At 62.3% G+C, this 19,128-nt stretch carries 22 protein-coding genes; 9 read left to right on the top strand and 13 right to left on the bottom strand.

The window, feature by feature from the left end; translation table 11 throughout:
* Positions 1-41 precede the first annotated feature (41 nt).
* Complete coding sequence (locus tag AC4QBL_RS01695) at positions 42-539, top strand: bacteriohemerythrin (RefSeq protein ID WP_472906720.1); 498 nt, start codon at positions 42-44, stop codon at positions 537-539.
* A 164-nt stretch (positions 540-703) separates the two neighbouring features.
* On the opposite strand, the gene AC4QBL_RS01690 is transcribed toward AC4QBL_RS01695, so the two are convergent.
* The 4 genes from AC4QBL_RS01690 to AC4QBL_RS01675 form a co-directional block, all read right to left on the bottom strand.
* Entirely contained in the window at positions 704-1,219 is a 516-nt protein-coding gene (locus AC4QBL_RS01690; RefSeq protein WP_472906721.1) for a TIGR00645 family protein, read from the bottom strand.
* A 179-nt stretch (positions 1,220-1,398) separates the two neighbouring features.
* Positions 1,399-1,710 carry a type II toxin-antitoxin system RelE/ParE family toxin gene (locus tag AC4QBL_RS01685; RefSeq protein ID WP_472906722.1) on the bottom strand — a complete coding sequence of 104 codons (312 nt, stop codon included), beginning with the start codon at positions 1,708-1,710 and terminating at the stop codon, positions 1,399-1,401.
* Complete coding sequence (locus tag AC4QBL_RS01680) at positions 1,707-1,991, bottom strand: YlcI/YnfO family protein (RefSeq protein ID WP_472906723.1); 285 nt, start codon at positions 1,989-1,991, stop codon at positions 1,707-1,709. Before AC4QBL_RS01680 ends, AC4QBL_RS01685 begins: the two co-directional genes overlap by 4 nt.
* A 102-nt stretch (positions 1,992-2,093) precedes the next feature.
* Positions 2,094-2,297 (bottom strand): YjfB family protein, encoded by a 204-nt coding sequence (locus AC4QBL_RS01675; protein ID WP_472906724.1) that lies wholly within the window; start codon positions 2,295-2,297, stop codon positions 2,094-2,096.
* 171 nt (positions 2,298-2,468) lie between these two features.
* On the opposite strand from AC4QBL_RS01675, the gene AC4QBL_RS01670 reads away from it, so the two are divergent.
* Positions 2,469-2,780: a hypothetical protein gene (locus AC4QBL_RS01670; RefSeq protein WP_472906725.1), complete on the top strand. Its 312-nt coding sequence runs from the start codon at positions 2,469-2,471 to the stop codon at positions 2,778-2,780.
* A gap of 90 nt (positions 2,781-2,870) precedes the next feature.
* On the opposite strand, the gene AC4QBL_RS01665 is transcribed toward AC4QBL_RS01670, so the two are convergent.
* From AC4QBL_RS01665 to AC4QBL_RS01655, 3 genes are all read right to left on the bottom strand, one after another.
* Entirely contained in the window at positions 2,871-3,380 is a 510-nt protein-coding gene (locus AC4QBL_RS01665) for a hypothetical protein (protein ID WP_472906726.1), read from the bottom strand.
* Between the two features lie 46 nt (positions 3,381-3,426).
* Positions 3,427-4,359 (bottom strand): hypothetical protein, encoded by a 933-nt coding sequence (locus AC4QBL_RS01660; RefSeq protein WP_472906727.1) that lies wholly within the window; start codon positions 4,357-4,359, stop codon positions 3,427-3,429.
* A gap of 248 nt (positions 4,360-4,607) precedes the next feature.
* Positions 4,608-6,134: an AMP-binding protein gene (locus AC4QBL_RS01655; RefSeq protein ID WP_472906728.1), complete on the bottom strand. Its 1,527-nt coding sequence runs from the start codon at positions 6,132-6,134 to the stop codon at positions 4,608-4,610.
* Between the two features lie 115 nt (positions 6,135-6,249).
* Between AC4QBL_RS01655 and AC4QBL_RS01650 the strand changes: the two genes are divergently transcribed.
* Positions 6,250-7,851: a bifunctional aminoglycoside phosphotransferase/ATP-binding protein gene (locus AC4QBL_RS01650; RefSeq protein ID WP_472906729.1), complete on the top strand. Its 1,602-nt coding sequence runs from the start codon at positions 6,250-6,252 to the stop codon at positions 7,849-7,851.
* 17 nt (positions 7,852-7,868) lie between these two features.
* Here the strand turns inward: AC4QBL_RS01650 and AC4QBL_RS01645 are convergent, their stop codons facing one another.
* Positions 7,869-8,423: a metal-independent carbonic anhydrase family protein gene (locus AC4QBL_RS01645; RefSeq protein WP_304826541.1), complete on the bottom strand. Its 555-nt coding sequence runs from the start codon at positions 8,421-8,423 to the stop codon at positions 7,869-7,871.
* A gap of 180 nt (positions 8,424-8,603) precedes the next feature.
* Here AC4QBL_RS01645 and AC4QBL_RS01640 point away from each other — a divergent pair, with 180 nt between their 5' ends.
* From AC4QBL_RS01640 to AC4QBL_RS01625, 4 genes are all read left to right on the top strand, one after another.
* Positions 8,604-10,232 carry a sensor histidine kinase gene (locus tag AC4QBL_RS01640; RefSeq protein ID WP_304826544.1) on the top strand — a complete coding sequence of 543 codons (1,629 nt, stop codon included), beginning with the start codon at positions 8,604-8,606 and terminating at the stop codon, positions 10,230-10,232.
* A 10-nt stretch (positions 10,233-10,242) separates the two neighbouring features.
* Complete coding sequence (locus AC4QBL_RS01635; RefSeq protein ID WP_304826546.1) at positions 10,243-10,986, top strand: response regulator transcription factor; 744 nt, start codon at positions 10,243-10,245, stop codon at positions 10,984-10,986.
* Between the two features lie 160 nt (positions 10,987-11,146).
* Entirely contained in the window at positions 11,147-12,298 is a 1,152-nt protein-coding gene (locus AC4QBL_RS01630; RefSeq protein WP_472906730.1) for an alpha-hydroxy acid oxidase, read from the top strand.
* Between the two features lie 7 nt (positions 12,299-12,305).
* Positions 12,306-12,851: an anti-sigma factor domain-containing protein gene (locus tag AC4QBL_RS01625; protein ID WP_472906731.1), complete on the top strand. Its 546-nt coding sequence runs from the start codon at positions 12,306-12,308 to the stop codon at positions 12,849-12,851.
* Positions 12,852-12,992: 141 nt separating this feature from the next.
* On the opposite strand, the gene AC4QBL_RS01620 is transcribed toward AC4QBL_RS01625, so the two are convergent.
* Positions 12,993-13,721: an SIMPL domain-containing protein gene (locus AC4QBL_RS01620; RefSeq protein WP_472906732.1), complete on the bottom strand. Its 729-nt coding sequence runs from the start codon at positions 13,719-13,721 to the stop codon at positions 12,993-12,995.
* 144 nt (positions 13,722-13,865) lie between these two features.
* Here AC4QBL_RS01620 and AC4QBL_RS01615 point away from each other — a divergent pair, with 144 nt between their 5' ends.
* Positions 13,866-15,107 (top strand): Y-family DNA polymerase, encoded by a 1,242-nt coding sequence (locus AC4QBL_RS01615; RefSeq protein ID WP_472906851.1) that lies wholly within the window; start codon positions 13,866-13,868, stop codon positions 15,105-15,107.
* The gene (locus AC4QBL_RS01610) at positions 15,070-15,915 is read left to right on the top strand and encodes an enoyl-CoA hydratase-related protein (protein WP_472906733.1); all 846 of its coding nucleotides are present in this window, start codon (positions 15,070-15,072) and stop codon (positions 15,913-15,915) included. Before AC4QBL_RS01615 ends, AC4QBL_RS01610 begins: the two co-directional genes overlap by 38 nt.
* A gap of 20 nt (positions 15,916-15,935) precedes the next feature.
* Here the strand turns inward: AC4QBL_RS01610 and AC4QBL_RS01605 are convergent, their stop codons facing one another.
* The 4 genes from AC4QBL_RS01605 to AC4QBL_RS01590 form a co-directional block, all read right to left on the bottom strand.
* On the bottom strand, positions 15,936-16,319 hold the full coding sequence (locus AC4QBL_RS01605) for a DUF1161 domain-containing protein (RefSeq protein ID WP_472906734.1): 384 nt from the start codon (positions 16,317-16,319) through the stop codon (positions 15,936-15,938).
* Positions 16,316-17,545: a 6-phosphofructokinase gene (locus tag AC4QBL_RS01600; protein ID WP_472901309.1), complete on the bottom strand. Its 1,230-nt coding sequence runs from the start codon at positions 17,543-17,545 to the stop codon at positions 16,316-16,318. The genes AC4QBL_RS01605 and AC4QBL_RS01600 overlap by 4 nt, the downstream gene beginning before the upstream one ends.
* Positions 17,546-17,638: 93 nt before the next feature.
* Entirely contained in the window at positions 17,639-18,652 is a 1,014-nt protein-coding gene (locus tag AC4QBL_RS01595) for an HNH endonuclease (RefSeq protein WP_472906735.1), read from the bottom strand.
* A 69-nt stretch (positions 18,653-18,721) separates the two neighbouring features.
* The gene (locus AC4QBL_RS01590; protein ID WP_472906736.1) at positions 18,722-19,069 is read right to left on the bottom strand and encodes an HVO_A0114 family putative DNA-binding protein; all 348 of its coding nucleotides are present in this window, start codon (positions 19,067-19,069) and stop codon (positions 18,722-18,724) included.
* Positions 19,070-19,128 lie beyond the last annotated feature (59 nt).

Raw genomic sequence — 19,128 nt, 5'->3', positions numbered from 1 at the left:
TCAAACCCACCCCAGCCACCCCACTGCTAAGCTCACGCCCCATGCAAAACACCGCCACCCCTTCCGCCACCGCCCCGCTCAACTGGTCACCCGCTCTGGCCGTGGGCGACGCCCGCATGGACGACACCCACGAAGAATTTGTGACCATGCTCAACCAGCTGCTGGCCACCCCGCAAGACCAGCAACTGCCGCTGTACCGCGAGTTTGTGGCCCACACGGTGGAACACTTTGCGCAAGAAGAGCGCTGGATGCTCGCCACCGGCTTTTCAGCCGACAACTGCCACGCCAGCCACCACGCCACCATTCTGGAAACCATGCACGCCGTGGTGGAGCACTACGAGAAAGAAGACCCGGAAATCATCACCCGCCTGGCCGAAGCCCTGGCCGAATGGTTTCCCCAGCACGCCGCCAGCATGGACGCCGGCCTGGCCCTGCACCTGAAAGAAGTGGGCTTTGACAGCCGCACCGAAACGCTGGCCGACCCCAGCAAGGTGCGCCCAGCCAGCATGAGCGGCTGCGGCAGCGTCACCTGCAGCTGAAACAAAGCCGCGCGCCTCGCGGGTGACCGCGCTGGCCTGCACAACTTCGCCCCGGTTTTGCCTTAACCCCCTCTCCCGCTTGCGGGCGAGGGTTGGGGTGAGGGGCTTCTGGCTTCAACCGGCCAAAGGCAACAGCAGGGGAGCGTCACCCCCGCCTTGGCGGCTTACTTACGCTGCTCGCTGATCCAGTCGGCCAGGGCAAACAGCAGACCCGACACCACAAACGTCAGGTGGATGGCAATCTTCCACTTCAGCTGCTCGCTGGTGAGCGAGGTGCTGACCAGGAAAGCCTTGAGCAGTTCCACCGCCGAAATCGCCACGATGGCGCCGATCAGCTTCATCTTCAAGTCTGAAAACCCCACCTTGCCCATCCAGGCCGGGCGGTCTTCGTGGTCGCCAATGCTCAGCTTGGAAACGAAGTTTTCATAGGCGCTGAACACGATGATCAGCAACAGCACCGCGATCAACGCCGTGTCCACCAGCGTCAAGATGGAAATCACCGTGTCGTGCTCAATGACGCCCAGCACCCCCTGGATCAGCAGCCACATTTCTTTGAAAAACTTGATCAGCAACACCGCCATGCTGACGATGAGCCCCAGGAAAAATGGCACCAGCAGCCAGCGGCTGGAAAAGATGAACTTCTCCAGCGTCAATTCGAATTTGTTGGGGGTAGCGGGCATGAAAAGTTAACGGCTCGTGTTGCACAAGCGCGCAAGCATAGCGAAAGACGGGGGCGGGGGTATGACGGCGCGCAACACCGATGCCCGATACCCCTGCACAACCACTCGAAGCCCACTTGTACCGCTGAGCGGGTACGTTTTGGGATGTGGGCGGACATGAGCGTGGGCTACTCAGCGCGTCAGTGGTAGTCGTCTTCCAACTGGTGCCGCACCGCCAGAATAGACACGGTCGAGGCGTCTTCAATCTCAAACAGGGCGACATAGCCGCTGTTGCCGAACGGGATCAGCAGCTCACGCAGAAACGGGCTCTGGCCGGCCTTGCGGCAAATGAAGGGTGAGCGGCCAAGGTTGTCGACCGCGCTTGTGATCGCGTTCAGCGCTACTGCGGCCACGTCGAGATCTTCGACCGTGCTGGCCTGTTGCAACAAGCATTCGTAGAGGCGGACCAAGTCTTCGCGAGCACCGGCGCTGTACCGGACCGCGAAGCTCACCCTTGCGCCCGCTTTTGCAGCCTATTCCGAGCCTGGGTCAGCATCTGGCCAAGCTCGACGTGCACCTCACCCGCTGCAAAGTAGCCGCCTGAGGCCCGCGCCTCTTCACGCGAGGCCAGCCCACGCGCCACAAACTCGGCGCGGGCGCGGCGGCGCTCAATGGTTTCCCGCACCGAAGCCTCGATGAAACCCGACAAAGTCTCACCTTCCTGCAGCACGCTCTGGGCGGCGTCGCGCAAGTGGGGGTCGACCCGCAGCGAAGGGAAGGTGGCGGTTTTCATGGGGTGGGCCTAGTGCGTTGCAGATGCGATGCATTTTAGACCGCTGCCCGGCCAGACGCCAGCCCCGCGCGGGGAATCCACCCAACACAAGAGCGCGTGAGATCACACCAAGGTGTTCACCTGCGTGCCCACCGCGCCGCCACTGGCCAACGGCAAATTGCCCGCCACGGCATTCAGCAACGCGGCAGAAGCCGACTCCTGCATGTCCATGGCCTTTTTCAGCACGCTGATCTGCACGTCCTGCGTGGTCTGGTTGTTGCGCGTCTGCAGCACGCGGTCTACAAGCAAAGCGGGGGAAACGTCCATGGTGAATCCTTGGTAGGTGATTCATCTTTATCGGCCCGGCGTACCCACAACTTGAAGCGCTGGCCTGTGATGGATGACAGCGGCGCCGGCCAAAGCAGTAACAATTTAGAACACAATGGCCGCAGAGCCACAGGCCAGTCAACACAACGCCAACCCAGGGAGGGAAGCCACATGAACGAAGCAGACGCACGGCCGCGCCCGTTCCACATCCGCGTCGACAGCGAACTCACGCACCCGCAGGTGCTGGCCCTGCTGGAAGAGCACCTGGCCGGCATGCGCGCCGCGTCGCCGCCTGAATGCGTGTTCGCGCTGGACCTCGACGGCCTGCGCCGGCCGGAGATCACCTTCCTCACCGCCTGGCGCCTGCCGGCGGACGCCGCGCCCGGCGCTCAACCCGAAGAGGTGGGCGAGCTGGTCGCCATGGGCGCCCCCAAGGCTACTTCCTTACTCCTTCGTGATGCCTTTGGGCTTCTACTTCAGTAGCTTTGAAGTGGTATGACAGACGCTGAGCGTTCTATTGAGTATGAACACCCCTTGGATGGGCTATTCATTTTTTGCTCTTGCAGGTGAAGGTCAGGATTTTCTTGCAACAGTGTGATTGTAGATTTCACCCTTAATCGCATTTGCGAGCTCTGGAGTGACTGACCTTGACATCTTTACTCGGTTACCGTTAGTCTCAGCGAAGATGATCGCTGCTGGAGCGCGGCCCATGTGTTCGGAATGCACACCGAACTGATTCACGTCTGAAAACGGGAGACTGTGGCCTTTGAACATCACGCCTTCGCCGGGCTTGATGAGGATCACATCCTTGGTGTTGGAGATGAACCAAAGGATCACTAAGTAGAGAGGGAACGACACAAACGCCCATGTCGCCTTGTCAAATTGCAGCTTCCCATAGTCGTTGCGTTCTAAGGGAATGAAGGGATAGGTGGCTGCACATGTTGTGAGCATGAGCGCAACCATCATGATCATCAGGTAGCCACCTGAGCTACCCACGCCGAAGCGCTTTGACTTGAACGACAACTCAACTGATCCGTCTGGGTTGGTCTTCTTTGAATATGACTTCTTGAATGTGTTTTCCATTTACGCAAATCCTTATCCGAAGTTATTAAACCATAGATTCTTGCTGCTAGCTTCTCATGTTTGCTGTGTTCTGGAGGTCAGGCCCATCAAGGAACAGAATGGTATCTTTATAGTAAACATCCCATTCATCTCGCTGATTAACCAGATGCAAGCTTACCCCTTCAATATTCAATTCAATAGTGCTTCGCTCTGGGGCATTTTCCCAAAAGGTAAAGTTTTTAACACTTGAATACAGGCCAAGACCCAAAGTTCGAGAGCCTTGCTTTGCAAGTTCAGCTTCAATTACTCGCGCACGATCCTTTGGCACCTTGATTGAAACAGAACGAGATTCCGCACATTTACCGCCCTGCCCCTTTTCCATACAATATTTCATTGCAAGATATGCAGTAGTAACGTTTGGAATTGCCCAAGGCGTGGTGAATTCGTTGCCTGCACCACGGAAATTTACAACATAAGTTTCTTTTTCCATATCGTAAGAACTAAGCCCAGCATTTGCTGAACCAACAAGCCGAATCTTCGGCGTTGCTGCACTTCTAAGGGCCTTTAGTTCATCAGCCTTAGCAGTGGTTGCTTCTTCTCTTTTGAAAGGGTCTGGGTTGCTTGCGATATCTGGATATGCGGCTATCAAAAGCTCTTTATCTGAAATCCCAGGCTTAGAAGCTGCCAATCGTCCAAAGTCGACAAGAAATGACTTCCATACTTCCTCAGTGATATTTTTCGTCAAGACGATATCCTTGTAATCACCAAGGTTGTTTGCGATAGATTTAGCAACTTCATTTTTGCTTTCAGTTGTTGCTGAAGCACTTGCAGCAGATGAAGTCGGAGCGCTTGAACTTTCAGCAGGAGACTTATCACCACAAGCGCTTAATACGAATCCTGTGACCAGAAAAATAACTGTGGCGACTACAGATGTAGATTTTCTCATTTGAATTGGTTGAAGGTTTGGTTTTAATGGAAGCAGGCCGTTCAGAATGAACAAGCAAGCCTTCTCTAGAACGTTAGAGATTCATGATTCGAACACCATCAATTTGATCATAGACATGGCAACTACTAAACACAATCCCCTATTTTGGGGGTGCGTCTTTTTTCGATCACAGTTTTTGTTTCAGCCGCCTGTCAACCGTGTTCTCCACCTTGCTGATGAAATCAATCGCTCCTTGTGGCATCCACTCGTGTTCATCCCTGTCCCTGCCTACAAGCATCGGGGGCAGGTCTTGCCTTTTGCCCTCAGCTCACTCGCTCCCGCAACACCGTCTTCAACACCTTCCCGTAGTTGTTCTTCGGCAGCGCGTCCACGAACTCATAGCGCTTGGGCCGCTTGAAACGCGCAATATGCTCCAGGCAAAAAGCGTCGAGCGTCTTTGAATCCAGCGCCACCCCCGGCTGCGGCACCACAAAGGCCACCACGACCTCGCCCCACTCCGGGTCGGGCGCGCCGACCACGGCCACCTCGCTCACGCCGGGCGCGGTGAGCAGCACTTCTTCCACTTCGCGCGGGTAAATGTTGCTGCCGCCACTGATGATCAGGTCTTTGCTGCGGTCTTTCAGGGTCAAAAAGCCGTCGGCGTCGAGCGCGCCCATGTCGCCGGTCCAGAGCCAGCCGTTGCGCACAGCGGCGGCGGTGGCCTCGGGGTTTTGCCAGTAGCCGGCCATGACGCTGTCGCCCTGAATGAGCACTTCACCCACCTCGCCCGGGGGCAGCGGCTCGCCGCCTGGGCCGGCCACGCGGATGCGAACCGGGGTTTGCGCCACACCCACCGAGGCGATGCGTTCAGCATGGCGCGGGTGCTCGGTGTTGGCCAGGTGCGCGCGGCTGAGCGCGGTGCCCACCATGGGGCTTTCGCCCTGGCCGTAAATTTGCACAAAGCGCGGGCCCATGGTGCGCAGGGCGCGCTGGATGTCGGCCGCGTACATGGGCGCGCCGCCGTAAACGATGGTTTTGAAGCTTTGCCCGCACTGCTCGGGCGAGAGGCCTTGCGCTTCGGCTTCGTCCATGATGCGCTTGACGATGGTGGGCGCGGCAAACAGCGACAGCGGCCCGAGCTGCTGGCCCAGCACGAACAGTTCGGCCGCATCAAACCCGCCCGAAGCGGGCACCACGTGGCGCGCGCCGGCCATGAGGTGCGGGATGGCGTAAATGCCGGCGCCGTGCGACATGGGTGCGGCGTAGGCAATGGCGTCGTGGGCGGCGATGGGGTCCACGTCGTTGAAGTAGGTGAGCCCCATGGTGAGCAGGTTGCGGTGCGTGATCATCACGCCCTTGGGCCGGCCGGTGGTGCCGCTGGTGTAGAACAACCAGGCGGTGTCGGAGGGGCCGCGTTCGGCGATGGCGGGCAAGCGCTCGCTGCCTTCCAGCCAGGCGGTGCAGGCGGTACTGTCGGCGTCCATCACGCCGTCCAGCCCGGTGAACGCCGCCGGGTCGGGCGCCACGTCGCTCGTCACAAAGGCCCAGCGGGCCTGGGCGTTGTCCACGATCCACTGCACTTCTTTCGGGTGCAGCTTGGCGTTGACCGGCACCACCACCAGCCCGGCCCACCAGGCGCCAAACATCAGCTCCAGGGTGCGCGGGTGGTTGCGCATGAAAAGCACCACGCGGTCGCCAGGCTGCAGGCCTGCGGCGCGCAGGTGAGCACCCACTCCGGATGCGCGCTGTGCCCATTGCCCGTGCGTGGCCACGCTGCGGGTGCCGCTGAAAATGGCGGGGCGCGCGGGGTCTTGCAGCGCGGCGCGTTCGAGCAGGTGGGCCAGGTTCATGGGTGCCGTGTCCGTGGTGTGCTGGTGGTGACTGTTGCGGTATTTTCACAGCCCTGACGGTGGATGCACGGCGGTGTCAGGATGCCACAGGGTGTGGGCACGTAAAGTGGCTCGCATGAACGACGCACTGCCGCCCCTGATCACCGCCCTGCTGAACCCGGCGCTGTATGCCGACCTGCAGCCGCAGGCGGTGGAGCGCGTGACGCTGGTGGAAACGCATGGCGCCTGGGTGCTGCTGGCGGGCGCGTTGGCCTACAAGATCAAAAAGCCAGTGCGCTTTCCGTTCATGGACTTCAGCACCCTGGCCCTGCGCCGCCAGGCCTGCGAAACCGAGATTCGGGTGAACCGCCGCTTTCAGCAACACGATCGACCCGATACGCAGCTGTATCTGGGCGCGCTGCCCCTTGTGGGCACAGCCGCGCAACCGCGCTGGGGCGTGCCGGGCACGGCCGACGACGCACAGGCCATTGAATACGCGGTGAGCATGCGCCGCTTTGACGAAGCGGCCCGGCTGGACCACCTGTGTGAGCGCGGCGCGCTCACACCCGAGCACATGGCCAGGCTGGCGCGGCGCATGGTGATGTTTCAGGCCCGGGCCGCCGTGGCGGGCCATGGCCAGGAATGGGGCCATGCGGCCGCAGCCATGCGCTGGCCGCGCGACAACTTCAACACCCTGCGCACGGCCCTGACCGACCCCGCTGACGCCGCGCTGGTGCGCGAACTGAGCGAATGGACCGAACAGCGCTTCAGCGCCATTGAACCGCTGCTTTCGAGGCGGCGTCAAAAGGGCCGCGTGCGCGAAGGCCATGGCGACTTGCACCTAGCCAACCTGGTGCTGGTGGGGGCGGACGGTCACCAAGACGTGTTGCCGTTCGACGCCATTGAGTTCAACGACGCGCTGCGCTGGATCGACGTGGCCAACGACATGGCCTTTGCCTGGATGGACCTGCTGAATCACGGCCGCCCCGGCCTGGCCAATGTGTTGCTGAGCGCCTGGCTGGACGACAGCGGCGATGTGTCGGCCCCCACGGTGTGGAGCTTTTTTGCCAGCTACCGTGCGGGGGTACGCGCCAAGGTGGCGGCGCTGCGCCTGGGGCAACTGGGCGGCGCGGGCACCGAAGGCCAAGCAGCGCCCGAAGCCCAAGCTTGTCTGGCCGAAGCCCGGCGCTACCTCAGGCTGGCGCAAGCCATAGCCCACCCACCCGCGCCGCAACTGGTGATCACGCACGGCCTGTCGGGCAGCGGAAAAACATGGGCTTCGAGCCGCTGGCTGGCTGCCGAGGCCACAGGCCGCGCCATACGCCTGCGCTCGGACGTGGAGCGCAAGCGCCTGCACGGCCTGAGCGCGCTGGCGCCCAGTGGCTCGGGGCTGAACACCGGGCTGTACAGCCCGCAGGCCCATGGCGACACCTACGCCTCGTTGCTCAAGCGCACGCGCCGGCTGCTGACCGACGGCTGGACGGTTCTGGTGGACGCGGCCTTTTTGCGCCAGCACGAGCGCGCAGCGTTTGCCACGCTGGCACGCAGCACGGGCGCTGCGTTTCGCATCTTGGCCTGCGAAGCCCCGGTGGATGTGCTGCGCCAGCGCATCACCGAGCGGCAAGCCCACGGCACCGACGCCTCAGAGGCCACGGTGGCCGTACTGGAACAGCAACTGGGCTGGCTGGAACCACTGACCGAAGCCGAGCGCGGGCAGGTGCTGCCCGCGCCGGGCTGAAGGTCACACCGCTTTCATCAGTTGCCGGCGTAAGGCAGTGAAGAGTGGTGCACCACGATGCGCAGGTTGCCGGCATCGTCTTTCACGTATTTCCAGGTTTTGTCCACCGTGGTCACGGCACCCGACTTGTTGGTGATCATGACGTTGCCCATGCTGGTGGCCGAATCGCCGGTGATGAAAACAGCGGCATTCTTGGCCTGGCACTGGGTCCAGCCCTTGAGGGCAAAGCCGGTGTCTTTTGGAAAGTTGCTGTCGCCGCCCACGAAATAAGCCAAAGCGCCGGCGCGGGTGGTGCGAAAGGTTTGCGGCACCACGGTCAGCGTGGGCTTGAACAGCACGGCACCCATCTGGTAGCCGTAGGCGCCGTCGATGACTTTTTCGGCCAGTGCTTTGGCCGCTGCCTGACCGCTTTTCTCGCCGGTCTGGCTGATGTCCACCAGCGCTTTGCACCAGCCGGCCTGTGCAGCCAGCACTTCGGCTTCGGTGATGGATCTGTTGACCACGGTGGCCGATGCAGCGGTGCTCAGGGAGGCCAGGGTGAGTGCAGCAGCGAGTAGAGGCAAGTTTTTCATGGCGGGGCTCCGGATGAGGTTGTAAAAACAGGCCCCTGCACTGGCTTTGAGCGAGGGCCTGCCTGTATTGAAATACCACCGGCTGAATGGGGTTTGAACCCTGCATGACCAGCCTCTGACGGCCAGATGAACAGAAGATGACAACCCCGGGCAGGGGGGCAACCCGTACACAATGGGCGCATGTTCCGTCGCCGCCTCAGCCTGGTCCTGATCTTTCTGGCCGCCACCCTGGCGCTGCAGGGAATTGGTGCGGTGTTTGCCCTGCGGGAAGCCGAGCGACAGGTGGTGCGCGGTCGTATTGCGAGCGACATTCACCTGGGTTTTGTCAAACTGTCGGCCACCAAGCAGCGCTTGCGCTCGTGGGTCACGCAGCAAAAGATTGGTGCCGGCGGTGAACTGGCCGAGCGGGATGCTTTGCTGCAAAACATGAAAACGACGCTGGCCGACCTGGCTCGCCTGACCGAAGAAGCCCGCCTCACACGGCTGGACGCCACGGGCGAAGCAGAGCACCTGGCGCGGCTGGATGCCTTGCGTGTGCTGGATGTGACGGTGCGGGCCCTGGGGGCCAGCATTGGACAGATGAACGTGTTGCCGCCCGACGCACCCGCACGCCAGGGCTGGGACGCGCTCACCGAGGTTTTTGAACGCGCCGACGGCCGAGACCTGCGGCAGCTGATCACCCAGAGCATCACGCGCGAAACAGCTGCCGTGGAGCGCGAGCGCCTGGCCGCTGACCAGGCACTCGCGCGCATGCAGGCGCTGTGGATCGGCATGGCGCTGCTGCTGGCGCTCGTTGCGCTTGGGGCCATGGTGTATTTCGCCCGCGCACTGCGCCGCCCACTGGACGCCCTGGTGAACGGCGCACAGGCCTTGCGCCAGGGCAAGTTGCAGCACCGGGTGGCAGTCCAGGGGCAAGACGAATTTTCGGATGTGGCGCGCAGCATGAACGCCATGGCCGAGGAACTCGAACAACACCGCTTGCGGGAAGCTGCTCAGCGCCACGAGCTGGAAACCGAGGTGCGCGAACGCACCCGGGCCTTGCACGAGGCCAACGAGTCGCTGCAAAGGACCGATGTGCGTCGACGACAGTTGCTGGCTGACATCAGCCACGAACTTCGCACACCCACCACCGTGATACGGGGCGAAGCCGAGATCACCTTGCGCGGTGGAACCCGCAGCGCCACGGAATACCAGGAAGCGTTGCACCGCATTGTGGACACCTCGCGCCAGCTCGGCGCCGTGATTGAAGACCTGCTGGCCATGGCGCGCAGCGACATGGATTCGCTCAGCATGGTGCGCCAGCCCGTGGACCTTTCGCTGACCCTGGCCGATGCGCTGACACAAGCCGCAGCGCTGGCAGCGGCCCACCAGATTCGCATTGAAGGCCCTTGCGGTGAGCTGAAGCCAGTGTGGTTGCTGGGCGATGCACAGCGCCTTCGCCAGCTGCTGTTGCTGATACTGGACAATGCGGTGTGCTATTCCTTTGCGCAGGGACTCGTGAAGGTGAGCGTGCATGAGACCGGCGGTGCCAGCCCCCACGTCGAACTGCATGTGAGCGACGAAGGCATTGGCATCGAACCTGAGGAACTGCCGCATGTGTTCGAGCGGCAGTTCCGGGGCGCTGCGGCGCGGGTACACCGGGCTGGGGGCATTGGGCTTGGCCTGTCGATTGCGCAAGCGCTGGCCCAGGCACACGGCGGCAGCCTGAGCTTGCGCAGCCCGGCCAGCGCCGCGGGCAACAAGGGCACTTGTGTGGTGCTGCGCCTGCCCATGCTAAAAACCGCTGCACTGACCGTATCCGGACCGTAAGCGCCGCCCCATGAACATCATCCTGATTGAAGACGATCCGCGCATTGCCGACTTTGTGCAGCGGGGCCTGCGCGCCGAGGGCTACCAGGTGCAGCATGCCGCCACCGGGCCTGAGGGGCTGGCGCTGGTGCAGGCGGCAGCGCGCCAACTGTCGGGCGGCACCACACCAAGCGTGGTGGTGCTGGACCTGATGCTGCCCGGCATGGGCGGCCTGGAGATTTGCCAAACGTTGCGGGCGCAAGGCGTGAAACTGCCCATATTGATACTGACCGCACTCGGTTCACTGGACGACCGCGTGAACGGCCTGCGCACCGGTGCGGACGACTATCTGTGCAAACCCTTTGAGTTTGAAGAACTGCTGGCCCGGCTTGAGGCGCTGGCCCGCCGCTCTCACAGCCTGCAGCCCGGCCGTGCCCGTGTGCTGGCGGTTGCTGACCTTGAACTCGATCGGGAAAGCATGCGCGCAAGCCGGGCGGGCACCAGCCTGAACCTGACGGCACGCGAACTGGCGTTGCTGGAATTGCTCATGGGCGCACCCGGGCGGCTGTTCAGCCGGGAGCGCATTTTGTCCAGCGTGTGGGGGCAAAGTGAAGACCCGCTGACCAATGTCGTGGACGTGTACATCCGCCGTCTGCGCAGCAAGATCGACGAGGGTCACCCCGTCGCACTGATCCAGACCGTGCGCGGCCTCGGCTACCGGCTGGAAGCGCCCGCAGGGCCTTCACACCAGCCAGCCGCGCCAGCGGCTGCCTGATCATCGACCGCCTCGGCGCTGCGCCCCGCTGCACCCGCCTCCAAACGGACACGGGGCGCAAGAAATTTCAATCCGGCCAGGGGGCTTTCACAAGCCATTTCCGGGTGGGCTCGCTAACATCGCGCTCAGAGCACACCCACAACACCGGAGACAAACCCCCATGACCGTCATCACCACCGTCGAAGACCTGCGCGTATTGGCCAAAAAGCGCGTGCCGCGCATGTTTTACGACTACGCCGACAGCGGCTCGTGGACCGAGAGCACCTACCGCGCCAACAGCAGCGAGTTTCAAAAGATCAAGCTGCGCCAGCGCGTGGCGGTGAACATGGAAAACCGCAGCACCGCCACCAAAATGGTGGGCCAGGTGGCCAAGATGCCAGTTTGCATTGCCCCCGTGGGCCTGACCGGCATGCAAAGCGCCGACGGCGAGATCAAGGCGGCCAAGGCGGCCGAGAAGTTCGGCATCCCGTTCACGCTGTCCACCATGAGCATTTGCTCCATTGAAGACGTGGCGGAAAACACCACCGCGCCGTTCTGGTTTCAGCTCTACATGATGCGCGACCGCGAAGCCATGGCCCGCATGATTGAGCGCTGCAAGGTGGCCAAGTGCAGCGCGCTGGTGCTCACGCTCGACCTGCAGGTGATTGGCCAGCGCCACAAAGATTTGAAGAACAAGATGCGCGCCTCGGTCATTCCGTCGCTGGGCAACATGCTGGACATTGCCACCAAACCGCGCTGGGTGCTGGGCATGATGGGCACGCGCCGCCACACCTTTCGCAACCTGGTGGGCCACGTCAAGGGCGTGAGCGACATGAGCTCGCTGGCTTCGTGGACCAACGAGCAGTTTGACCCGACGCTGAGCTGGGAAGACGTGGCGTGGGTGAAAAAGCAGTGGGGCGGCAAGCTCATTTTGAAGGGCATCATGTGCGAGGAAGACGCCCAACTGGCGGTGGCCAGCGGTGCCGACGCGATCGTGGTGAGCAACCACGGCGGGCGCCAGTTGGATGGCGCACCCAGCAGCATCGAAGCGCTGCCGGCCATTGTGGCGGCGGTGGGCGACCGGATTGAGGTGTGGATGGACGGCGGCATTCGCAGCGGGCAAGACGTGTTGAAGGCCTGGGCGCTGGGCGCGCGCGGCACCATGATTGGCCGCGCCATGGTGTACGGCCTGGGTGCCATGGGCGAAGAAGGCGTGACCAAAACGCTGGAAATCATCCACAAGGAACTGGACGTGACGATGGCGTTTTGCGGCCACACCAATATTCAGAATGTGGACAAAGGCATACTCCTACCCGGTACTTACCCGACCTGATTGACCCATGACCGACACCGCGACCGCCACCACCACCGACAACACCCCCGCGTCCACCCCGGCCTCGCGCCGCGTCAGCCCCTGGTGGCGCGCGCTGGCCATCTTTTTGCTGCTGGTGGTGCTGATTGGCTGGGCCGCCAGCGCCAGCATGATGACGCAGCTGAAAGCGCAGATTCAGCACGCGCAGGCCCGGCTGGTCGAGGTGCCGCAGATTCGGCAAGTGGCGGTGTTGCTGGACAACCAGCAACAAGCAGCCATGCTGGTGACCTACAACCCCAAAGACGGCGCGCTGCTGGTGCAGCGGCTCAACGACGTGAAAGAGGGCCGCGAAGACAGCATGCAGGTGTGGGCCATTGCCGGTGATGCACCGCCCCGCTCGCTGGGCGTGGTCACGAGCAAATACAAAACGCTGCAAATGCCGGTGAAAGAAACCGACCTGCAAGGCGTGACCGAAATTGGCGTCAGCGCCGAAAACAAAGGCGGCGTGGCCACCGGCGTGGCGCCCAGCCTGCCCTGGTTGTTCAAGGGCTGGTTGGTGCAGAAGTCGATCTGATCTGCATACGCTCCGCCACGCTGGCGAAGCACCGCGCTGATGCGTGTGGCGCAGTAGCCCAGGGCACCGCCGGGCCGGCTTTGCCGGACGGCCAGTGCCGCCTCCTCGGGGGGCAGCGCGCAGCGCTGCGGGGGGTCCCTCCTACCTCAACTCATATTCGAACGTGCTCACCACCCGCAGCCGCTTCGTGCGGGAGCGGCCGTCGTCAAAGTCGTTGCCGTCGTCGCCCGTGATGCGAATCACGCCCTGGTTGGCGTTTTTCAGCGGGCCCAGCTGGGCGCCGGCTTCAGCTGCAAATTTGTCGGCCTGCTCGCGGGCGTTGCGGGTGGCTTCGGCCAGCAGCGGCGCTTTGATGTCGTTGAAACCGCGCAGCTGAAAGCGCGGGCCGCTGCGGCCGCCTTCGTTTTCACCGCCCAGTTGCACGCCGGCCTGAATCAGCGGGTCCACCGCGCGGGCAGCGGCGTCCACCTCGGCCACCCGGGGTGATTTCACGAGCACCTGGCCCGTGCCGTTGAAGCGCAGCGGCGTATTGCCCTGGGCGTATTCGCGTGCAAACAGGTCTTGCACCTGCAGCGGGCGGGCGTCCAGTTCGGCTTCGGTAAAGCCGCGTGTTTTCAAAAATGATAGCACCTTGTCGCGGTCGCCGGCCAGGGCCTGCTGCACGCTGCCAAACTCGGCGCCGGCGCGTCGAAACGACAGCGTCCACACGGCAAAGTCGCTCTCCACATCCTTCTCAGCCAAGCCTTTGACGGTGACCGAGCGGTCTGACATGCGAAAGCGCTCCAGCCCCTGACCGACAGCGAAGCCCGCCACAGCCAGGCCCGCCGCCACCAGCAGGGCAGCGATCAAGCGCGAAAAGGTGTTGTTCATGGTGTTTCAGCTCCCCAAAGCAGCGGGCAAAAGTGCCCGACTCAGCAGCCATCTTAGACCTGCCCAGCCCGGCGCGGGCAGCGCTATGCTTGCAGCGTGACCACACCCACCCCACCGCGGCAGCGCCGCATTGCCCACCTCGACATGGACGCATTTTTTGCGTCGGTGGAGCTGCTGCGTTACCCGCAGCTCAAGGGCTTGCCGGTGGTGATCGGCGGCGGGCGGCGCAAGGAAGACGACGTGTTGGCCCGCCTGCGCGAGGCCTACCCGGAACGCGAATGGTCGGGCGCCGCGCTGGACCGCATTCCGGTGGACTTTTTCCCCCGGCTGGCCGGCTACACCGGGCGCGGTGTGGCCACCACCGCCACCTATGCGGCGCGGCAGTTCGGCGTGGGTTCGGCCATGGGGCTGATGAAAGCGGCCAAGCTGTGCCCGCAGGCCATTTTGTTGCCGGTGGACTTTGACGAGGTGCGCCGCATATCCAAGCTGTTCAAAAGCACCATTGCCGAGATTGCCCCGCTGGTGGAAGACCGGGGTGTGGACGAGGTCTACATCGACTTCACCGATGTGCCCGGCGGCCAGCGCGAGGGTGGGCGGGTGCTGGCGCGGCTGATTCAAAAAAGTATTTTCCAGGCCACCGGGCTCACCTGCTCGATTGGTGTGGCGCCCAACAAGCTCATTGCCAAAATGGCGAGCGAATTCAACAAGCCCAACGGCATCAGCATCGTGCAGAGCGACGATCTGCAAGACAAGATCTGGCCGCTGCCCTGCCGCAAAATCAACGGTGTGGGCCCCAAGGCCGACGACAAGCTGCAGGGCCACGGCATTCACACCATCGGCGAATTGGCCGCCCGCGACCGCGCCTGGCTGGTTGAAACCTTTGGCAAAAGCTACGGCGCCTGGCTGCACGACGTGAGCTGGGGACGCGACGATCGCCCGGTGGTGACCGAGAGCGAGCCGGTGAGCATGAGCCGCGAAACCACGTTTGAGCGCGACCTGCACGCCGTGCGCGACCGGGCCGAGCTGGGCGCGGTGTTTACCCGGCTGTGTGAACAGGTGGCGGCCGACCTGCAGCGCAAAGGCTACGTGGGCAAAACCATTGGCATCAAGCTGCGCTACGACAATTTCCAGAGCGTCACGCGCGACACCACCCTCGACAGCTTCACCGCCGACGCGGCCACCATCCGGCGCCAGGCCGGGCTGTGCCTGAAGCGGGTGGACCTGAGCCGGCGCCTGCGCCTGCTGGGGGTGCGGGTGGGCAAGCTGGTCAAGCCCGGGACAGAGAACGAGCAAGCGTCCGGCTACAGTGAAAGCCAGTCCACCCGAACACCGCGAGACAAGGCCACCGATGCACACACCGACCTGCTTTTCCCTGAGCTTGACTGAAGACCACGTGGCCCACCTGGTGCTCAACCGCCCCGAGGCCATGAACACCATGCACCCCACCTTTTGGCGCGAGCTGGACGAGGTGCTGACCCAGATACACAACGAGGGCACGGCGCGTGCTTTGGTGATCAGCAGCACCGGCAAACACTTCAGCGCCGGCATGGCGCTGGAAACCTTCAGCGGCGCCATAGCCATGGACGACCAGAGCCCCGAAGGCCGCGCCGCCATTTTTGACCTGCTGAGCGACATGCAGGCCACGTTCACCAAAATCGAAAACCTGCGCATTCCGGTGATCTGCGCCATCCAGGGCGGCTGCATCGGCGGCGCGGTGGACATGGTCTCGGCCGCCTGCATCCGCTATGCCACGGCCGACGCGTTTTTCTGCATCCAGGAAATCAACATCGGCATGGTGGCCGACGTGGGCACGCTGCAGCGCCTGCCCAAGCTCATCCCGTTTGCGGTGGTGAAAGAAATGGCCTACACCGGGCGGCGCCTGCCCGCGGCCAAAGCGCTGGCTTATGGGCTGGTGAACGAGGTGTTTGACACCGCAGAAGCCATGCTGGGCGCCGCGCTGCAATGTGCCCAAGAAATTGCCAGCAAACCGCCCATTGCCATCTGGGGCACCAAACAGGCCGTGACCTACGCGCGCGACCACTCGGTGGAAGACAGCCTGCGCCAGATGGGCTGGCTGCAAGGCGCCATCTGGAGCAACGCGCATGTGCGGGAGTCCATCGTGGCCATGAAAGAAAAGCGCGCGGGCGCATTCACGCCCTTGTCGGCGCTGCAGTCGTTCAAGGCGCTGGGCTGACCCAGCAGCTGCTCAGCGCGTCAGTTTTTGCAGTTGCCGCCGCGCACCACGCTGCCGTCTTTGCATTCGGTCAAGATGTCCTCGTCCCGGGTTGGGCGCTTCGGGGCGGTCGGTCGGGTAGGTTGGGCCGCTGCAGGTCGGGCAGACACTGGCGCTGCGGCCTGTGCAGGCGCCGCGCCCTTGGCGTACACAATTTTCCGGGCGCCGTTGCCGCAGGTGCCGACCACCGTGCCAGCCACGGCGGCGTCGGCGGCCACCACGGTCAATGCAAAGCCGGTGACGCCTTTGGCCGCAATGTTGGTTTCAATCTGCGCGCGCAGCGGCTCGCAGTTGTCTGGCGCCTGGGCGGCGCCCAGGCTGGGCAGCAGCGCAAAAGTCAGCAAAAACAAGCTGCGGGTGATCATGGCTGGGCTTTCTGTGGCTTGAGCACCTTGGCCACCGGGTTGTAGCGCAGGCGGTAGGCGTCGGGCATGTCTGAGCCCAGCAGCGGGCGCAGGTACATGCGAAACGCGTCGGTCACATCGGTGCCGCTGGGTGTGATGAATGCGTCTTCCATGGTGCGGGTTTTGCCGGCCACCGCGTCCAGCGGCAACAGCTCGTAGTCGGCCGAATAAAAACCGGTGCGCTTGATCGCCACCGAGCCGTCCACTTTTCCCCACATGGCGAACTGCACCGCTTTTTCACCCACCTCGCGCGCTTCGCGCTGGTCCACGTCGCTCACGCAGCCAATGAAGCTGCGCTGCAGGTAGCCAAAGGTGTCGCCGCGCACGCGCTTGATGCCGAGCTTGGCCTTGATGGCTTCGCACAGCAGGTCGGCCAGCGCGCCGGTGCCACTGAGCTGCACGTTGCCGTGGGCGTCCTTCTCGATGTCTTTGGCCAGCTGGGTGATGATGGGCCGGCCCGATGCGTCGTGGATGCCCTCACTCACCGCAATCACACAGCGGCCATAGCGCTCGTACATGGCCTTCACATCGGCCAGAAATTTCGGAATTTCAAACACCCGCTCGGGCACGTAGATCAGGTGCGGGCCATCGTCTGGAAACTTCTTGCCCAACGCCGACGCGGCGGTGAGAAAGCCCGCGTGCCGCCCCATCACCACACCCACGTACACACCGGGCAAGGCCGCGTTGTCCAGGTTGGCCCCGGCAAACGCCTGCGCCACAAAGCGCGCCGCTGAGGGAAAACCGGGCGTGTGGTCGTTGCCCACCAGGTCGTTGTCGATGGTCTTGGGGATGTGAATGGAGCGCAGCGGGTAATTGGCCTTCTTCGCCTCTTCGCTCACGATGCGCACCGTGTCCGACGAATCGTTGCCGCCAATGTAGAAAAAGTGCTCGATCTCGTGGGCCTTGAGCACCTTGAAGATTTCCTGGCAATACGCCAGGTCGGGCTTGTCGCGCGTGGAGCCCAGCGCCGAAGACGGCGTGCGCGCCACCGCTTCCAGGTTGTGGCTGGTCTCTTGCGTGAGGTCCACAAAGTCTTCGTCCACAATGCCGCGCACCCCGTGGCGCGCGCCGTAAACCAGCTTCACGTTTTGAAAACGCCGCGCTTCCAGCGCCACGCCCACAAGCGACTGGTTGATGACAGCGGTGGGGCCGCCGCCCTGGGCGACGAGGATTTTTCCGGATGACATGGACTTCCTTTGAAAATACGACAGAAGCTCAACAGACCTTTTTGCGGAATCTACGCGATCAATCTACTACGCAGCAGGACGAGATCACAAAAACTATCGAGTTTGGCTTTCAAGAAATTTTTTGTGCCGAACACCAAGGGCCTCTGAAGACGGGGCGTCTGCACCAACTTCAGGCCTGCGCTCAATGCGCTTTCCGTCGTATTGACGGTACTCCGACAGCGCCAGCGAAGGCGCCAGATGAACTCGCATATGCTGGTCTATCGAGAGTAGGCCAAGGTCATATAGCGTGTGAATATCGGATCGAAGGAGCAACCCGTTTGATGTTCGATAGTCCGTGCCCTCAGAATGCGGAACGATATGCGCTGCTTCCAACAAACCTTCCACACGACTTTCAGTGACTACGCAGCGACGCCTCCATGCCGCAAGAAGTCGATCACGAAATTCACGCTGTCCGCGCCTGATGCTGATTGCCTTCACTTGTAGTAGATCCTCGGGGCCGAGGTCGGCTCCTTCTCCCCGATCGTTTCCACCATCAACCATGTCACGCGCTGGCTTGAGATTTCGCACGATTCGGCACTCGCCGTTACGCTCGCTGTATTCATGAACGTACCAAGGATCGGGATCTAGCGCCCTCCTCGCAACGACTGACGACGTTGCGCCAAGCTGCTCATCGCTTGCTCGATTTCCCTCATTCAGGATGAAACGAACTGGAAGCAACTTCTCATATGCGATACGCACCAAAGCATCAAAGGCCCGTGCCCGCGTAGCCTGCTGGCGTGCTCTGTCACGGTCCTTGGGGCTCCGCCCTGCGCTATTGGCTACAGCAGAAAGGTCCACGTCCAGTGCACGCATGTTCTCTGCAAAGAACAAAGTTTCTTTGTCAACCTGGATGGACTCGTGCCAGACGCACAGCACAATGTTCTCGGAAGACGAGCCGAAGGACCAGTCATAGCAATAGTTGGGGTTTGCAGCGGGCGTCGCAACTTTGCCTCCGTCTGCGTTGCGGGCCCAATGGTCGACGTTCTGTCCGGCCGCCACCAGTAGATCCATGACATTGGACTTGGTACTGGGGCGAATATTTTTGAGAGTTTCGACGGCTGATTGCATCTGAAGTGGATCCGGAAGTTTTTTGAAGTTATTGAGTTAAGTGCCCACACAACATGGAGCAACGCCTCATCAAGCCACGATCCGAAACTCCGTCGCCTTCGCCACGGGCCGCACCTGATTCTTCTCTCGCTGCATCTCGATCAGGCCGTAGTTGGCCATTGTCTTGAGGGTGCGCGACAGGTTGCTGGTGCGGCGGCCGGTGAGTTCGGCCAGCGAGGTGATGGACTCGGGGTGGTTTTCCGAGATCAGCTTGAGCAGGGCGCGGTTCTCATCGCTCAGTACCTCGGCCAGCGAGCGTATGGAGGTGAACCAGATCTTGGGTTCGGACGGCTTTGGCTTGTATTCACCGCGGGCGATGGACAGCATGCGGGCGCACAACTCGTCCTGGGTCTTGATGCCGATCACAACGGGTTTCATGCAAGCATTGTCGCGCCAGTTGTGGGAACGGCATGAGAGACCCCCCATTCTGCGCTTGT

It is taken from the genome of Hydrogenophaga sp. L99 (assembly GCF_058731905.1).
The sequence above is the reverse complement of the archived record's forward strand: the minus strand, read 5'-3'. Positions and strand labels throughout refer to the sequence as shown.